Here is a 17176-nt window from a genome sequence, read left to right on the forward strand (position 1 = left end):
TAGGTGTAGCTAACAATTCGCGTGTATACTTATGAGTGGAGGTATTGGGTATGTTGATGTTGATATAGCGGTCGAGGAGACGCTAAATCGCGTGGAAAGCAGCATAGCTAGTTTTCTTGGCTTGAATGAGTTATCGTGGAGGGTCGCGTTCAATGAAACGGGTCTGATTGCGGTGGAGGAGCCGCCGATGGAGTTGGTTGAGTTGACGATTAGCGGCCGTCTGTCTGAGCGTGTCCCTGAGTTTGCTCTGGATGAGTCGGATATGGTCCGGACACCTGTTTTTCCGGTGGGTGTGTATGGATCTATTGAACGGGTTTCGCAAGCAGAGACAGAAGGTTACGAGGAGGTGATAGCGCGAGACGTACTCGAAGTCGCTGAAATTGACGAAATTCTTCCTTCACCGAAGAACGTGTTACAGGCGGTTGAGGACCGGCATCGGGATAATGGGATTGTTGACGGCTTGGGTAATCCTTGGAGTGAGCGTGATTCTGTTCTTGCAGCTGCTACTGCAGAACAGTCGCTAGATGTTGAGAACCCAGATGTGGTGATTAGTTTCGATGTGTTTCAGACGTTTGTTTCCGTGTTTCAGTATCAGGATTTCTTGAAGTACGATATGCATAAAGATGGGGAAATAATACATGAGTCTGACGTTGCTTTTGAGAAGGTTGTGACGGTCGAATCTTTGCCGCCTGAGACTCTTCCGGAGGTCGAGAAGGTGTATGTGTATCAAGATCGTCGAGTAGCAGCATCCGATTATGAGATCACCTCCAAAGATATTCGGGATACTCTCCAAGGACGAGTTCTGAATTGGAATGAACCGTGTACTGTCGCCGACCCGAGTGACCATGGATTACGAACGAAAATCGGAACTATCGCGAAAATTCAGTTGGATGATGATCAAGAGAGCTATCATGGTTTTGTTCGACCGGTAGACAATCTGAGTATCTCCCGGCTATATGATTTCTATGCGGCGATTCGTGTACCGACCACTCCTTACTTAACAGATGAAGTGGCTCAAGAGTCGGCAGACTGGGAAGGCCTTCATGACCATTTTGGAGGTTGGGCAGCGGCCGACAATGGATTTGTGCTTAACGGAAGAGATGAAAGACGTGATATCAATCAGCGTCTCTACGTTAACGGTTATTGGCTGGTGAGGGGTCAAAAATATCGGAGAAAGCGTGAGTTTGAGTCTGATGTTGGGACATTGCAGGAATTCATTGAACGAGAATTTGGCTGCGAGACTTCACTCCGTGAATTTGACGGGACTCGAATCAGTAAGACACCAATTCTGCAATCGGATATTCTGGAGCGAGTTCAAGAAGAAGTCCGTGCGCCACCAGATGAAAGGGATCTCATTGAAGCAGTTGCTGGGTTTGCCAATAACAGCACCGAAATTGATGGGATAGACCAACCACTTTTCCCAAGTGATCTCTCTGTATTCGTCGCGGATACGAGTATCATTGATGCAGGCGTTATTACTCGACTGATATCTGACGGCGATCTCTATGATGCCACGATTGTCGTTCCGGATGTCGTTCTTGAAGAAATCCACCGACAAGTTGAACGAGAGAAAGACCATGGAGACGCAGGACTAGAGGAACTGGAAACACTACGTGAGCTGAGCGATGCAGGCATTGTCGAGTTAGAAATCGTGGACACAAACAGGACAACCGACACGATGGATGGGGTCGAGACAGACCAAACGATCTTGCAAGTAGCGAAGAACCGAGACATCCCGTTGTGTTCTGCTGATCAAACATTACTCAAGTTCGCAGATGTTGCTGGTGTAATTGCGTATCCATTAGAACAAGAAATGTCCATCTCTGAGCAGCTCATTACAAATGCACTTGGTCAACGCGGTGAAGTTCGATTGTCGTATCTTCTCAGAGTCGTGTATAATCAATTAGAGGAGAGTAAGTTCTCTGAAAAGACTCTACACGACCATCTGTTTAATTCGCCGAATAACCGCCCATCGGAGGACATCGGTATGGAGATGCAGATCCGGAACGCAATCCAACAATTAGAACGAAAAGATACGGTCTACAGGCAGGGTGATGTGATTGGCTTGACTGAGGAGGTGGGAGTAGTCCCGACTCTTGAGGCACTTGAGGAAGAGACAATTACAGCAGTAATCAAATCCGAAGATATTTTCGACGAAATTAATCTGCCTGAATACAAGACCGAACTTACCGTTGTCCTACCTTCAATGTTCGAATACTGGGCATCAATTCAAAGTAATTCAGTATACCTTGAAGAGCTAAAGGAACTGCAAAATCTTGAGCATCGGAATAAGATTGATATTGAATATGAGTCACTGCTCCCCGAAGAAGGGCAAGCAGTACTTATCAACCAAGAACAATTTTCAAATCTATTGATGTCACTCAAACACAAGGCCGAGAACTCGTTCCCTCGAATACTCACAATCGACTCTCGTATTATGAACTAAATGGGGAACTATTCTGGCCGCAATTTCCTGTAAGGAGATCCACGAAGGTCAAGTCGTCTATTGTGGATTTTCACTTGGGTGGTATCGGAGTGATTTCGATGACTAATCCGAGAAAATCGCTAACCAATGTAGACTCCATCTCGCCATGCGGCATGGGTTAGTATGATATTCGCTGAGGTGGTATCACTGAAGATTTCTGCTTTTTCTGCTTTAAAAATTCAAAGACAATATCTTTCCGGTCGAGGCGTGCCCACGGGCTTCCATCCTCCGGATGGACCGGGCCGAACGCGCCGAGAGTTTGGGCGTCGTTCTGGATGTTCTTTTCGTAGTCGTAAGCGGGCGGTTCCGGTGGTTGAACACGACCGTTCTTCGAGTTTCAAGCGGATTTGTCGCCGCAATCTCGCCTGTTGGTCAGTCAACTCATCCCGTTCCTCCACAAGTCGCTCGTAGGTGTCCACTAGATTCTCAAGGTATTCGGTTGCATCCTCGTCTTCGTCTGGCAGTAGGTCTTGCTCGACCATCGTCTGAATCCTACGGATATGCTTACAGCCTCCGCTCGGCCGACGATACTGCATATCTCCGCACATCATCACCGACGGGCTTTCGTCCAGTTCACGTGGGTTCACGGTGTAGGGGTCCTTTGCCGGTCGGTGGATATCGTATGTACCGGTACAGTAGCCGTCTTCGTCGGCATGAGGAATAATCAGCATTTCTTGGGTGTGCGCTCGAAGTTCACGCTTCTCGTCGGTCGCAAGTTCGTCTTCGTCGGCGTCTTTCAGCTCAGTCGGCGGTGCGAGCGTAAGCGGAATACTGGGGTTCTGAGTTGCCATCGCATTCGGATAATAGGGAGACTCGCTAATAAAATTTTCTATTCTATTTAGGTACTATATTGCTGGTGGTTATGGATACCTAATTAGAATAGAAAAACTTTTACAATAGTCTCCCCATTATTCAGATGCGATGGCACAAACCGACTCGGAAACTGGAAACGCACGCACCGGCCCAGAACTTCCCACCCGCGATACGTCCGAAAACATCACCGGTCCGCATACTGGCCGTGATAGCTCCAGCGAACCCTACCGATACTGGCGGTGCGAGACCTGCGGACTCGAAACGACCGACGAAACCCTCGAATCCGACGGATGCTGGAGGTGCAACAACTGATGAGCGTCCAATCTCATGACGCTTCTGAGTGGTCGGTTCACCCGACCGCCTCGAACACTCCGAACACCCTCACCGTCTCCGGCCCCGCCGGGGGCGTTTCGCTGTCCGAAGGTGACGAAATCATCCACCGCGAACCTATCGACTCCGAAAGCCTCCGACCGAGTGAACGTCTCATCAAGTTCCGCCGCTACGATGTCGTCAGCATTGCCCGTACCTCCAACATCGTCGCGTACACCCCTACTGGAAAACGCACCCTCTCGGAACCGACGTGGACTCTCCACCTTCGCCGTGACGGGCACGCTGTCGCCTACACTGCCAAGATGGTCGCTCGCGGTCTCTCCGACTCAGACCCGGACTCGAACTGGCGACGTGACCCACCGGCTCAAATGCCATCCACCTACGAATCGTGGCGCGTCTGGGCGAGCGAACTCGAATAACAACTGAGTAGCACTAACCTCCTCATTCTTCTCCTCCCGAACAGAAACGTGGGTAGCGACAACGCTCCACACTCCCGTACGGTTCTTATGCCGTCCTCGACCTCCGCACGCCACAGTCCCGACTCTGGCCTGTTCTTTCCCAGCCCACGTCCACCGTACGTCTCACGTTGATAAATCCGTCTCGGACCGTCTTGGACACCTTGCGGCGCTCCGTCTAGTCGTCCATCGTCCCCGTCGTCTGGCGGGCAGTCGGCCGGGCGCTCAGACTGGTAGTCCCAACGTCGCACTAAGCCCTGTCCCACCGAGGAGTTTCGTTGAACGCCGCGCCCTCGAGGAGGCTGGCGCGAGGAGAGACGACACACCTATCAAGAAGTGGGGCGCTCGGCTCGGTAGTCCTACTGCGGTTGCGGTGGCTAGGTCCAGGAAGGCTGTCGTCGAGGGTCTTGTTGGAGAAGGTGTCGTTGGAGAAGGTGTCGTTGGAGAAGGTGTCGTTGGAGAAGGTGTCGTTGGAGAAGGTGTCGTTGGAGAAGGCTACCAGAATGAAGAGCTGTCCCGATGAAGTCGCCCACACCAGTCAGACAGGGAGCGCCCCGCTGACTACCCCACTGAGAAAAGACCAACGCACCAGAGGGCTACGACGCAGGTGACAGGCTGGCCTTGCGCTCCGGGGACTACCCCACGAGGAGAGACTGGTGGAGACGACGCCGCGACGAGGCTGGCCGGAATTAGGAGAGAGCGCAAAGAGGGACTCCTACTGGAGCGCAGAGGCGGAGGCTCCACCGAGGAGACTGCCACCCACCACAGCAGAAGACTCCGGAGAGCGCGCCAGTGGACTCCTCTGAGGATACTTCTCCCTGCTGTCGAGGCCGCGCGCTCTCCTCGGACTCCTAGTGACGCTACAGTGTGCGATGCAGACCAGCACGCCCTCCTCGGGATATCCACCGCCACGAGGAGACAGAGATACCCACACTGGTCGCTCGCTGGCCTTCTCTCCCGGTAAGACCTTACTCGGGCATCGCCACACCACCACGCTCACTCGACGCCACTGGCCGCCCTTGGTAGAGATTTCGGTCCTCGACGAGAACCTCCTCGCGGTGAGTCGCCCTGATCGCCTGTCGGCCCTGCACCACGCCACGGCACCCTCGGGAACTCCTCGGGGTCCTGTCGAGCTATCGCTCTCGCTGGACTACCAGAACTCGCGCTCAGCTGGACTGCCACTGACTCGCGCTCTCCTCTCAGTCCACTGGTTCTCCTCTCCTTGGGGTATCACTTTACCACGCTACTGGCGGATATCCCGCCATTAATAGACGGAGCCGGGATTTAGGGGGTATTAATACCTCTTGAGAGCAGGGGTATAACTCAAAGATGAAGGTATTATACCCTGTTTTGAACTGTAGGTACTGGAAAAAAGAGGGATTAAGTCCTATTCTATACAGGGGGCACTGTTAGAAAGGGGGAATAATACCCATTCTGAGTTAGTGGGTATTGTTCAAACGAGGTCTTAGTACCGATTTTATCTATCATCCACTAGCTATAATAGGGTCTAATACCCTATTTGAAGATAGAGATGTCCATGGAAGAAGATCAGAATAGTGATTATTCTATCACTCTCCCCGACCTCGGGAGTAAAGATGTGCGGTTCCTCCGAGCAATCGCAGCGGTCAACGAGAGCTACGCAACGCCCAACGAGAAGGTTGATGCACCCGCCACGACGGGCCGGATTCGGAAAGTCTCGGGGTTAGATGATAAGGAAGTCCAGCATCGGCTGAAACGGAGCAAGAAGGTAGCTAACCTCATCGAGGTCTACGATGCCCCGGTCTACGAGGGCGGCCAGCTCGGACCAAAGAGTGCGGAGTTAACTGCCGCTGGAGAACAGGCACTCGATCAGATAACGAGCGGCGACCTCGGTCACGACCTTGCATCGCCAGAGGACCTGAGTCAGGTAGAAGACGAACTCATCGAGATTCGAGAGACGTTGACCGCGATTGAAGAAAGCTCGACTGGTGCCCTTGATGAAGATGTAGCGGAGAACTTGGAGGCGCTCAAGAGGATGATGGTGACGTTCCAACGCGCCTTCGAGGAGATGGGGGTAGACCTCGACCAGCATCGACCGGACACCGATTAGAACCTTGTCGGAGTTGCTTACTCAGTTTCAGTAAGGGGGGACGGGCCTACTCGTTTTGAGTAGCCATCGCGGCCGCTTTGAAACGTGGTGCCCGCCGGAACTTCGCTTGCCAGAACTAACCAATGAATCTGCAATCACTCACAGAAGCATTGGTTAGCGAGCGGGAAGCCAGATACAACCGTCCTTGGCCCGTTCTATCGGCTTTTCTGCGACCCGCTCTTTGCTTTCGTTCTTCTATCTATCTCCGCCGTCAATAGGTTGTAGAACGTGGAACATGATTTTATGAACGAAAATTAAGAAACCGGTAGTAACCGCGAGACCTCCCGTGACTCTCGTTTTGAAAAACAAGATAGTCCGTGGGTGGTCCCGGAGTAGCGTCATAGGGTCCGCGGGAGACTGCTGTAGTATCTCCGGAGCTGGAAGCGCGAAGACCATCCTCCCAAATGCGAAAAGGAGAGTCACAAGCACGAGCGTTTGCGGTGGTGATACGTACCGATACGCCGCGAGAGCCTGTTGATGAAGCCACCTTCTCTGCCACTGCTGGAGGTAGCAATACAGTCGGGGGACTACCGATACTGTAGCACCGATACCGTACATCAAAACGAACTGGGGTTGCATGAACCGTCTACGTCCACTCTTTCAGCACTTCGTCCACGTCGTCCGACGACTCACTCTCCGCTTCTTTTTCCCCCTCTTTCTCCAGCGGCTCAACGGGAGCCTCATGTCCCTCTTCATCATCGGTCGATTGAATCGGCTCTCCATCTGGCGAGAACTCCGTAAAGCACGAACTACAGACCCAGCCCGTCTGAGTCTCGCCGTCTTTCTGGGCGGCCAACGACGGTGACTCACAACACTCAACCTCGGGCCGATCAGCCGTCTCGCTGGTCGTCTCACTCTCGTCCGCATCCTCTCGACCGCCTTCGCCACCTTCGGCTTCGGCGGCGTCGGGGGTCGCCGAGGGTACATCCTCCGAGGGGGTGTTCATCGCGGCTCGAAGGCGGTCCCGGACCGAAGCCCGCGGCATATACCCGCAGGAGACGCACTGGAGATTCCCGGTCCTCGGATCGTCTTCCCAGTTGTCCCCGCCCGCTTCGCCGCACTCCGAACACTCGATATCCACGAGGTCGTCTCGTTCGGCGTTTTCCTGTTGGCCACGTCGGTCGTCACGCTCGTCCGAGGCCGGATTCTCCCAATCAGCATCTCCATCCCCGAGAATGTCGGCGTCGAAATCATCGGGGAACAGCGGTCGAAGGTCGCCCCGCTCGTACATCACGGGTTCATCGTACTGGTCGTTGTCGTCGTTCGGGAAGATTACGAACTCGAAGTCCTCCAGTTCGGGCAGCCGGTCGAACTCGACTTCGGGGATGAACGGCCGGTAGATGAACGCCCACTCCGCCTTCATCTCGTCGCGAGACCCATACGTGTACTTCTCACTCCCGGAACGCACGACGTACTCACCGTCATCCTCCTCGTAGTAGGCCGCCACGTCCGCCTTTTCCGGGTTATCAACGGCTTCGACCGACGAGAGTTCGGCCTGTACTTCTCCCTCGTGGTCTTCGAGGACGACCCCGCCGTCGCGCTCTTGCCACGTCGCGGCCCGCGTCCGGCCCTCCTGTTCGGCGTCAGTCTTCGGCCGGACCGCCGTCTCACCCTCGACCGAGAGAAAGGCAGCAGTGTTGAAGAACGTCCGATTGTCGCGGGCATCGACATCCGAGACGAAGGTCAGCTCGCTGTAGTCGAGCGTGCCATCGGGATTCTCACCGTAGATGATCTGTTCACCGCGGCGCGCCCAGTACGCGATATCGCCCCTGTCGCTCCCTTCCTTCAGGGCGAACACGCACAGACGGCCCGCTTCGACAGCCTTCCGGAGGTTATGAAGCGTCTGCTTGGGCTTGTCCATCGTGGTGGTTTCGGCCTCGATAGAAACGTGCTGGCCTTTCGTCAACTCCCACAGATGGGGTTCTTCCTCGCGTAGTCGGCGTTCGCGCTCGCGCTGGTCCTGATACGTGTCGCCTGTGCGTGGGTTCGGGTCCAGTGCTGGCGGCAAGTCAGCGACTCCGTCGGGCTGTTCGTCGCCCTCCTGCGTTGGCAGGGTACAGTGCATTCCGAGTTTCGTGAACGACTCGTACGCCTTCGTGAGTACCCAGCGGTGGTCGTTCCCACCGCCACTCCCGCTGCTCCCGGTATCCTGCGTGAGTCCGGCCTCCTCAAGACCATCCGGGGTTACGCGGAGATTCAGGCCGTCCTCGTGGCGCTCGCGTTCAAGCAGTTTTTCGGGCACCTGTTCGATGATGTTCGCAACCTGACTCTGGTAGCCGAGGTCGCCCGCCCGACGCTCCCACTCGTCTTTCACTGCGTCCACCGGCACGAACTCGCCTTTCGCGTCCTGCTTGATTTGGACCGCGTACACCGACCGGAATAACGTATCTCGCTCGTCAATCGAAGCGCCACCGTCCGATTCAGGCGCAATACTGCCGGTCGTCGTCTCGTTGCCCGCAACCCCCTGCCGTTCGAGAACCCCGGTCCCGAACTGGTACATCAACTCGTCTTTCACCTCTTGGTTGGTCTTCCGGCGGTGGCCGTACCGCCGGAGTGATTCTCCGACGAGATTCATCGCCTGCTCTCGGGATCGAACCGGAGGGTACGGCGGGAACGTGTAGACTTGGAACGCCGGAGAGAGTTCGTTGTTCTCCAGCGTGAGCTGCATCCAGACCTTATAATTCGGCGTGCCGAGTAGGGTCTGTGAATCCACGTTGAGGTTTTCGGCGATTGCTTGCGCTTCCTCGATGTGACCGGGGTTGAACGAGATCAGCGAGTCCGAGTTCACGAACATCGCCTTGGTTACATCCTCGGGAAGCATCGACGGATACTGGGTACAGAACGTAATTGAGAGCCGGTAGGACCGTGCCTCTGACAGCATCTTCTCGATAGTCCCGTCTTCGTTAGCAACGTTGTCGAACTCGTCCACGAACAGGTAGAAGGGGTCACGCTCCTGCTCGGCCATGTCGGCTCGAGAGCGAACCGTCGCCCAGATCCGTCGCAAGACCGCCATCCCGATCATGCCCTTCAATTCCTCGGACTCCGACCCCATCCGCACGATAATGATTTTGTCTTCTTCGATAGCCTGCGGGATGTTGATATCGGAGTCGCGGAACGCAATCAGTCGCCGGGCAATCGGGTTCTCGACCCACTGCTGAAGCCGCCCCAACAAGGGTTCCAGCTTTTCGTCGTCCATGTCCGCGATCTCTTGAAGATATACGTCGACGAAATCGATCCCTTCCTCGGCCATGAGGTCCGCGAAGTGCTGGCGGCTCTCTTGGTCTGCGAGGATGTAGTACATGTCGATGATGTTGAAATCGTGTTCTGACCGATTCATCGCCCGGATGAGTGACTGTGAGACACGCTTCATCCGGGCGTAATCGCCGGATCCGAACATCGACACGAGGTCGTCCACCAAGTTCTCTGCCGCTGTCTCGTATGCCGGGTCGTCGGGGTCCAGACCGAGTTCCAGAAAATTGAATCCCGAGACGTACTCCCGTGAGGAGCCCGGTTCGATCCAGATTACGTCGTCCGTCCGATGCTCGGGGATGATCTCCATCAACTCCTCGCTGTCGTCGCCCTTCGGGTCAATGAAACACGCCCCATAGCCCGCGTTAACCAGCTGCTGGAATTCGTTCTTGATCAGCGTCGATTTCCCATATCCTGTGACGCCGAAGATACCCTGATGGCGGAATAGGATGTCCTTCTCGATACCTGCATCCCGGCCGTTCCGCGTCCCTTCCCCAATCCAGAGTGGTTGCTCGGGATTCTCGCGTGACGTTTCAATCATCTCACGGGCCCGCGGCCCTGCATAGGCTTCACTCTCTCCGTTCAGTTGCTTTTCAATTCCGCCTTCCTCTTGGAGGTCTTCTACGTCGATATCGAGCTGTGGTGGGTCGTCGAATACACCGGAAACCGCAGGGTCATACCCCCCAATCGTCACGGCCCCGTCCGCATCTTCGTCGTCTTCGTCCTCGTCGATGGCGTCATATCGGACGCCGTTCGCGATGACGTTCTTCCCCTTAAACTCCTCCACCTTCAGTTCCTCGAACGCGTACGGCCACTCATTGCCCTCCTCGCTATCCAGCACTTGTTCGATGTCGGCAACCGCGTTCTGAATCTCCAAGAGGTGGTTCGTGTCGTGGATCGTACTGGTGCGAATTCGGGCGGCGAACTCCCGTAACCGAGCAATCTGCTCGGCCTGCCCGTCCTCCGGCGACCGACTCGTGTTCAATAGATGCCGGTCGTCAGTCCGGGGAATGTACTGTTCAACCTCATCCAGCGCCGTTTCGAGGTCGGCTATCTGGCCGGGAGTGAGGTCGCGGCGGTCGGCGTCGTTCGCCACCTCGTCGAACACGTCCGCCAGCTGGTCATCACTGAGCGGGACCTCCGGAGACTCCTCGGACTGTTCTGTGGCGTTTTCCTCGGGAGTGTCGTCGTCTTGCAGTATCGTGGAGAAGTCGATCATGGGAATTCACTCCGTGTTGGTCTGGTCGTCGAACTGCGGTGCGTCTGCGGGAACACCTGGACTCGATTCGGTATAGGTCCAATCGACATTCGGTGTCGCAATATCATCACTCGGGATATGAGCGATACCTGCCAACTCCGGCGGTGTGAGGATCGTCTTTCCGGACGTAGCGAACTTCTCGCGAAGGCTGAGTGAGAGTGTCCGACTCGCCGCTTTCTCGACCGTCTCACGGAGCTGATCTTCTGGGAGGGGATGACTGACGAGTCCCTGTTCGGTCACCGCGTTGTAGTATGTCTCGAATACTTCCGCGACACCGCGGGCGTGGCGCTCGGCAATCTCCCGATACGGCGAAAGTGCAAGGACACGAATCCGAGTGTAGAAGCCGGGTTGTCCGCGCTGTTTCGCAATCTGCTCGCCCGCTTTCTTCATCTTCCGCGAAGCGTCCTTCACTTCGACCTCGCCTGCGACTTGACGACTGAGGCTGTCCTTCAGTCGGCCGTCCTTCAGTTCCATACCGCGGTCCTCGACGTCGACTCCGAACGGGAGTTTCTGACTCCACGTCCGCTTCGCTGGCTTGAACACTACCTGCACCAGCATCCGGCAGTCGTCGCTGGCGACCTGCTGGCCGTCGCTCGTCCGCTCCTCTTGGACGACCATCTCGCTTGTTAATGGGCCGTAGGGGTCTTCCTCGAACGTCTCGACACCCTCTACGGGCGTCTTGATCGGAAAGTAGAACATCTTCCGGAGGTCCATCGTCGCCCCCGCAACGAAATCACCTTCTTCGACCTTGGGAAACCGCGTGTGGTAATTTTCGATTTTGCTACCGGGATGCTTGTCCAGTACCTGTTTCTCGAAGCGCTCGCGAAGAACTTCGTTGGCGGGCTTGAACAGGAACTTGACTTTCGACTCGTCGTACCACACCTCAAACGATTGGACCGGCGACTCGTTACGGTAGTCGAGTTGGCCGGTCCTGACCGTGTAGAGCGTATTGACGAGTTCACGGGCCGCATCGATTCCATCGTTCTCGGGACGGGGCGCTATCTTCGTCAGCGGGATGTTAGGTTGCCGGGCCTGAATCGTATCTGCGAGGTCGGCGTCCACGACGGTCGTCTCGAAGGACTCGCCAGTAATGCGGTCCCATACGGCGTCTTTTATTCGGGTCGTGATATCGCTGGAATTCATGTGTGAGGCTCCGGTCCCGGAATCGAACCGAGAAACTGCCAACCCGGAGCAGACGCATAGCCGAAATCGTCCGGGCGCTACGCGGTTGACTCCTCGGTGCGGGTGCCGAAGGTCCGCTGCACGTCCGCTGGGTCAACCTCAATGTCGAAATCGAGAACGCGGTCCATCTCGCGGAGCTTCTCGACCACCGCGTTCGCGATTATCTCGTCGGGATGTTGGTCCGCGTCTTCAGCACGCTCCAACACTCCGTAGGCTTCCTCGACCGACAGCAGGTTGAGGAGTGCTTCTTGATCGTCGGTCAGATGGCCGTCTGCGCCGGGGAAATCGCCGGACAACGGCTCACCTTCGTCCACGATGTGGGTGGCCTCGTGGTCGCCTTCGCGAAGCCTCTGCTGGAGTTTCTTGGCGAACGCGGACTGCCGGGCTTCCCGTCCGCCAGGCAGGTCGTCAAGTGAGTCTTCGTCGGTGTCGAAGTCAGCCACTGCGAGTTCGCCTTTGAGCGGTTCGATTCTGGCCGGGACCCACCGGTCGTTGAACTGGTAGAGTGCGTTCGAGTACCCGCCGTCGCCCGTGTTGGCATTCTTCACGAACTGGACCATCTGGTCGTTCAACCCGAGTTGGTCGGCCCACTCGTCAATCTCCGAAATTCTATGGAGGACCGTGAACGCCGAGTTGTTGATGATGGCCTCGGAGTGAGGGTGCTGGAAGAAGTCGTTGACGTCTTGCGTCACGAACCGGACGCTCGTGTCGAAGTGACGAGCGTGCCGAATCCGCTGGCCGAGCCACGCGAGACTCGTGCTGTTCTTCATAATCTTCTGGGCTTCGTCAATCACGAAGATGACGTTTTTCGGCGTCTCCTTCGCGCGTTCGTACACCATCGAGAACAGCAACTGCATCATGAGCGAGGTGCCGCCAGCCTGTTCCTGCTGGCTCAAATCAAGATAGATGATATCCTCGTTCTGAAGGTCGAACTCCGAGGACTGAGCAAGGTTCTCGTACTGGCCACCTTCCCGGAACGGTCGGAGGAACGTTGCGAGGTCCCGAGCGGCCTCCTCAACATCGTCTCTGTCCGCGTCTTTCGCCATCACGGCGTACTCACCCGGATTCTGCTCCATATCGTCGAGGACCTCGAAGACGGTCTGAAGCGTCGGACTCTCACGATGATGGGTAGCCGGGTCGCTCGTGATTCCCTTCCGCTCGTAGGCTGTCCGAACTGCGTCTTGGAGGAAGAACCGTTCATCGTCAAGCTCGACGTTCTCGATGTTCGCGTACGTGTCGAACATCCCCATTACTTCGTCAATCTTCGCTGAGAGCGGGTCCTTGTCTTCACCCGTTACTCGGTCCTGTTTGTGGTCTGGCGGCTGGCGAATCTCCAGCGGGTTTAGGCCACGACTGCCACCGACTGTAATCCACTTCGCCCCGAGTGCTTTCGCAAGCCCGGTCAACCCTTCGAGCGGGTCCAGAAAGATGAGCATCGTGTCTTCGGTGGCCTCGCGCGTCCGGAGCGCGTTCAGTTTCGTATTCAGGCTCTTGCCCGCACCGGAATCGCCCATCCACGTATGGTTGTAATTCGTCTCACTCTCAAACGGATGCTTGATAATCGGGCTATTGTTGAACGCGTGTGACCCCCATTCGATCCCATTCTCCTCGATCAGAGTACTCCGAGAGAGCGAGGCGAATAGTGCCCCGACACCTCGTCCGAGGACTTGCGTGCTGAATCGATCATGGAAGTCGAGGGGGTTGCGGCCGTCCGGTGCAAGTGCTTGCAACGCCTGCTCCTGTCTCCCGACCGCGGTTTCGAGGCCGATATCCGCGGGTTCCCGCCAGAACGTATCTTTCAGTTCATCAGCCTGCCGTGACAGTTCCTCCTCGTCCTCGCCTCGTGCGGCCACCCAGAGCGAGATTTCCGCTGGACGTTCACCACTACTGATAGCGTCACGATAGGCGCGAAGCTTCCCGATCTCCTCGGAGGTCTCCTTCGTCGCCTCCTCGTCCTCGTCACTATCGAACACGCCACTCTGAACGGCTTCCAACCCTTCTTTCCGCATCTTCGCGTCACCCTTCGCCTCACGACGGTCTTTCGGCCGGACTTGAAGCGTCAGATCGAACTTGAGGTCGGGATTCTGGAAGACGTTCTGAAGCGCCCCCGGAGCGATAACATCACTGAAATCGTTTGGTTCGGCGAAAAATACGCGCCTGTAGGTGTCGCCAGTTCGGACCGACCGGTATGACTCGTCGATGTCGATAGGCGCGACTGCCTGCTGATGGAGACGGTCAACCTCGTCGCCCGGATCATCGGGCGCGGGCAAGCCGCCTTCCGGAGCTGTCTCTATAGTCTCGTCTTCGAACTGACTGACCTGCCGTGGCACACCCTCAGTCGCTGCTATCGAACCAGTAGCCGATTGGCTGGCGGTGGTCTTCGACTGAGAGGGGTCGGCTACTCCTTCATCGGTAGACTCCGCTGTGTCTCCGGACGTGGAGTCGTTGGACCGACTGTAGAGGTAGACCGCGAAAATGCTCGTCGCCACGAGGAGGTAGAAGCCGAGACCACTAAGCGGGACTGGGCATGTCGCGGACTTGCAGACCGACTGAGTCTGGGGAAGCCACCCGAACAGTCGAGTCCACACATCTGCTGGAAGTGATATAACAAGGGCAAGCCTAAGCATCGGAGTCCTCCATGCGGATACCGTCGCTCGCCGGTTCGTTGCGAGGCTGGACTGCATCGTTCGCGGCATCGACCTCACTCGGCCGCCAGAACCCACGCTGTAGGCCGAACGCTTCCGCGGTCGAGAGTTGGGCAAAGTCGTACTCTTCGAGTTCCCGGTTGAGACTGAGAACCTGTTCGAGGCGGCGATTCAGCTTGCGAAGCATCTCTGACCGCCGCTGGTTGTCCGAGAGATCTCCTTGTCCCGCGACGTAGTACTGGATGACCTCGAACACGACACCGATTTTGTTGATACGGGCGAGCTTTTCGAGAGCGGTCTGGTCGGTCGCTGACGAGGTGGTGACTTCGGTCTCCTCCAGTGGAACGATGAGATAGAAATGCGAGATCTGTGTTCCGGCGGCCTCGAACTGCGTTGGGCGTTCGGATAGTCGCTCCTCGAGCAACGCTCGCAGGTGGGGGTTCCCAAGGACATCGGAGTCGTCAAGTCGGTCGTCTAAATGTTGGAGATGTTGCTCGATTGGGAACGGTTGGTTGGTAACGTGGATGTCGTAGTCGAAGTCGATGCGGTTGTTGAACCATGTCGCGATGGAAACCATCGTCTGGTACCAGTCGTCGAACTCGGCGAAATCACGGTGGGGAGGGTCAAGTTCGACGAACGCGACGAGTGAGCCGTCTTCTAGCTCAAGAACGTGGTCGCGGGGATAGAACCGCGCTACACCAGTTAAATCTTGAGTTGACTCTGTAGTGTCGAACGCGCTGTGGTCGGCGTCGACCGCGGCTTCCTCGATGCTGTCGTAGTGGGTCGGGGATTTGGCGTAGTGAAGGAGTGTTTTCGTCCACTGGACTGCGGTCAAGTAGCTCGGAGCGGCGACGACATAGAGGCTTCCGAGGCCTAGAGAGGCAATTGGGAGGCTAAGACCGAGGTAGCCCATATCGAGGAAGAGCCAGCAAAGTAAGCCGATGCCTCCGGGCAGGAGGACCGTGTAGAAGTCGTGAGTGTTGATTTCGATAATTGGGACGACAGATGGCTGGCGGAACGTTGGGACTGTAACCTGTCCTAATTCTTCTCGGGTGGACATAATTGAATCTCTTCTCGATTATTCATCTATACTCCTAGTCTATGTAATTTAATTAGGTAAAATTAACTATCTACCCTATCATCGTAGCAACCGCCATGGCGGCCACGTCTCAGCCCCCGGCACCCGATTCAAAAAATACAACACGAGCAACAACGGCACGACGAGAGCAAGAATAGTACTGAGAACTCGTCCCAAGCCAACAGCGCCGAAGATTCCGGACCGAGGAAGAACGCGCGCTCGATCAGACAGATAAGCCACGTCCTCGGCCCACCACGACGCAGGCTCATATTTCGCAGTCACCAGTCCTGAGTTCTGTACCGTCACAATCGCCTCACCGGACTTGTTCGTCTCAATTTGAGCTCCCCGAAGACGTACGAATCCACCTCGGCCGGTCGTGTTGATCGGGTCGCCAGTCCGGTTCTCTCGGAGCGTCACACGAACATTCGCATACGTCGAATTCCAATCGGTCACTGAGAGAGTGAGATTTGCCTTCCGGACTTCAACCGGGCCCCCCGACTGTGTAATATCAGCCTCGACTCCTTGGACTACGCCCGTTGCAGATGCGGATTGACTGAGATTCGAGTATCGTACAGCGATAGTCCTCGTCGAATTATACGGCTTACTCGTCACCGGTACGGACACGTTCTCGGGAAGTGACGAAGCAGGACTCGAATATCGAGAACTGTCAAATGCCGATACCTCGTAGAGATTCGTCCCACGGCTGGTAGTCGTCGTCAGACCGAACCGACTCGGGAACGCCCGTACTTGAGCTGGTAGCGTCGGCGACGCACGCCACGAAGTCTCGTTCCGCGTCGAGGTACCTAGTCGGTCCCAGTCGGAATCACGCATCGAGAAGAACCGCCACTGAGTATGAATTGAAGCCCGTGAACCGAACTCGATACCGTTCCACCGGTCTGACGACTGAATAATCACGCCGCGGTCGCCATCCGGAAATTCGGCGGTTCGCAGGGCCGTCCGTAACTGGTAGACGGTTGCAGACACTTGGTCCGAGACTATCACACTGTCCGTAACCGAAGTCGATTCCGACGACCACCACGTCTCCGTGACCGTTTCACAAACCGTCTTAATACCATCACCCGTATCGATTTTCCGGCATTCCTCCTCGGATTCCGTATGCTTCGTGAGAACGGTCTTGTTCACTACAACTTCGACTTCGGCAACGAGTGAGATCGGCGTCCCCGAGGTAGTTTGGGTCCGGGCTGAATACGACATATTCACTGCATGTCCCGGATCATTAGCCGTTCCAATACGAGGTCCTGACCGCTGACAACCGCCCGCTTGCCGAGGAGCGCTCGGACCTTGAACAACGCAGGCTGACTTGATCTCGTGGTGGCGGAGCGTCCAAAGGACCTTCCTGCCGTCCGAGCCGTCCGTATCGTCCGCGGGCATCTGCACGCGATAATCGACGAGACCACGCACTCGTCCGTCAGGTGCGATGTAGTGGACCGTCTGATTTGGAGTCTGATAGAGCCGGGTCGATGGCTGAATCCGGTAGAGCGTCGCGTGAGCGTCCTGTATCCATCCCCGAGAACTCTGGCGGAGGGTAGCGT

General features: G+C 56.1%; 9 protein-coding genes. 3 read left to right on the forward strand and 6 right to left on the reverse strand.

The genetic code is table 11. The annotated features are described in order from the left end of the window. Window positions 1-31: 31 nt before the first annotated feature. Entirely contained in the window at window positions 32-2446 is a 2415-nt protein-coding gene (locus EPL00_RS21720) for a hypothetical protein (protein ID WP_135855290.1), read from the forward strand. Window positions 2447-2664: 218 nt separating this feature from the next. Here EPL00_RS21720 and EPL00_RS21725 read toward each other — a convergent pair whose 3' ends face one another. Then, entirely contained in the window at window positions 2665-3276 is a 612-nt protein-coding gene (locus EPL00_RS21725; protein WP_135855291.1) for a hypothetical protein, read from the reverse strand. Between the two features lie 333 nt (window positions 3277-3609). On the opposite strand from EPL00_RS21725, the gene EPL00_RS21730 reads away from it, so the two are divergent. Then, window positions 3610-4047 (forward strand): hypothetical protein, encoded by a 438-nt coding sequence (locus EPL00_RS21730; protein ID WP_135855292.1) that lies wholly within the window; start codon window positions 3610-3612, stop codon window positions 4045-4047. A gap of 286 nt (window positions 4048-4333) precedes the next feature. Here the strand turns inward: EPL00_RS21730 and EPL00_RS21735 are convergent, their stop codons facing one another. Then, window positions 4334-4618: a hypothetical protein gene (locus EPL00_RS21735; protein ID WP_162224304.1), complete on the reverse strand. Its 285-nt coding sequence runs from the start codon at window positions 4616-4618 to the stop codon at window positions 4334-4336. A gap of 1002 nt (window positions 4619-5620) precedes the next feature. On the opposite strand from EPL00_RS21735, the gene EPL00_RS21740 reads away from it, so the two are divergent. Beyond that, window positions 5621-6172, forward strand: coding sequence for a hypothetical protein (locus EPL00_RS21740; RefSeq protein ID WP_135855293.1), 552 nt, complete (start codon window positions 5621-5623; stop codon window positions 6170-6172). Between the two features lie 625 nt (window positions 6173-6797). Here the strand turns inward: EPL00_RS21740 and EPL00_RS21745 are convergent. The 4 genes from EPL00_RS21745 to EPL00_RS21760 form a co-directional block, all read right to left on the reverse strand. After that, entirely contained in the window at window positions 6798-10679 is a 3882-nt protein-coding gene (locus EPL00_RS21745) for a type IV secretory system conjugative DNA transfer family protein (protein ID WP_135855294.1), read from the reverse strand. A gap of 6 nt (window positions 10680-10685) precedes the next feature. After that, entirely contained in the window at window positions 10686-11600 is a 915-nt protein-coding gene (locus EPL00_RS21750; protein ID WP_162224305.1) for a hypothetical protein, read from the reverse strand. Window positions 11601-11938: 338 nt separating this feature from the next. Continuing rightward, a complete protein-coding gene (locus tag EPL00_RS21755; protein WP_135855296.1) occupies window positions 11939-14527 on the reverse strand; it encodes a VirB4 family type IV secretion system protein in 2589 nt (862 codons plus the stop codon). Further along, window positions 14520-15605, reverse strand: a complete 1086-nt coding sequence (locus EPL00_RS21760) for a hypothetical protein (protein ID WP_135855297.1) — start codon at window positions 15603-15605, stop codon at window positions 14520-14522. Before EPL00_RS21760 ends, EPL00_RS21755 begins: the two co-directional genes overlap by 8 nt. Window positions 15606-17176: the final 1571 nt, after the last annotated feature.

The organism is Halorussus salinus, from assembly GCF_004765815.2.
GTDB classification, from domain to species: Archaea; Halobacteriota; Halobacteria; order Halobacteriales; family Haladaptataceae; genus Halorussus; species Halorussus salinus.

Excerpts from the sequence above, each read along its gene's own strand:
- EPL00_RS21720 (WP_135855290.1), top strand. The coding sequence starts at position 32 with ATGAGTGGAGGTATTGGGTATGTTGATGTTGATATAGCGGTCGAGGAG.
- EPL00_RS21725 (WP_135855291.1), bottom strand. The coding sequence starts at position 3,276 with ATGGCAACTCAGAACCCCAGTATTCCGCTTACGCTCGCACCGCCGACT.
- EPL00_RS21745 (WP_135855294.1), bottom strand. The coding sequence starts at position 10,679 with ATGATCGACTTCTCCACGATACTGCAAGACGACGACACTCCCGAGGAA.
- EPL00_RS21760 (WP_135855297.1), bottom strand. The coding sequence starts at position 15,605 with ATGTCCACCCGAGAAGAATTAGGACAGGTTACAGTCCCAACGTTCCGC.
- EPL00_RS21740 (WP_135855293.1), top strand. The coding sequence starts at position 5,621 with ATGGAAGAAGATCAGAATAGTGATTATTCTATCACTCTCCCCGACCTC.
- EPL00_RS21730 (WP_135855292.1), top strand. The coding sequence starts at position 3,610 with ATGAGCGTCCAATCTCATGACGCTTCTGAGTGGTCGGTTCACCCGACC.
- EPL00_RS21755 (WP_135855296.1), bottom strand. The coding sequence starts at position 14,527 with ATGCTTAGGCTTGCCCTTGTTATATCACTTCCAGCAGATGTGTGGACT.